This is a genomic window from Glutamicibacter sp. AOP38-B1-38 (assembly GCF_052377485.1).
Classification (GTDB): Bacteria; Actinomycetota; Actinomycetes; order Actinomycetales; family Micrococcaceae; genus Glutamicibacter.
The window spans coordinates 1-575 of the sequence record NZ_JBQSWU010000096.1 but is presented as its reverse complement, the minus strand read 5'-3'; the positions used below and the strand labels follow the sequence as shown (position 1 = coordinate 575).

General features: G+C 62.3%; 1 protein-coding gene. It reads right to left on the bottom strand.

Going from position 1 to position 575, the window contains the following annotated elements; genetic code table 11:
• On the bottom strand, nt 1-450 hold a 450-nt coding region (locus tag ACT3TP_RS18750; RefSeq protein ID WP_444621294.1), incomplete at its 3' end, for a transposase.
• Nucleotides 451-575: the final 125 nt, after the last annotated feature.

The window sequence follows — 575 nt, the reverse complement described above, 5'->3', positions numbered from 1 at the left end:
GTCCACCACCAGCGGATCCTCGGGGGTTCTGCCGTGGGCCGGGGAGTGTTCCCCGGCCAGCGTCCAGACGTGTTCGCGGGCCTTGGCGCGTGCCGCGTTGATGGCGGCCAGCGCTTTGTCCAGATCCGGTCCGCTCAGCGTGGCGATCAACCTGCTGATAGTCGGGTTCGAGGCCACCGGGCCGTAGATCGCCGGTTGGGAGCGCAACCTGTTCACATCCGAAATGCAGTCCCCGCCCATGGCCAGAGACAAGGCCAGGTCCACGAGGACCTTCCCCGGATCATGCCTGGACAGGGGCTTGCGCCACGGGACCATCGCCTCGGAAAGTCCTGCCATCAGACCGCTGGCGATCGCGGTCTGGGTCAGCAGCATTCCGCCGGCTTGGGACGCGATCCCGTGCCCGTGCGCGTCAACATGGGGTGCCGGGTAGAAAGGGGTAGGCTTGTTCACCGTAAAGGTGCTCCTTGTTTCATGAGAATTTTGCTGTGTGGTAACAACATTTTCCCATGTCAGGAGTGCCTTTACATCTTAATTACGCGCCCGTGACCCGAACCCCCATGAAATACCGAGGTTAA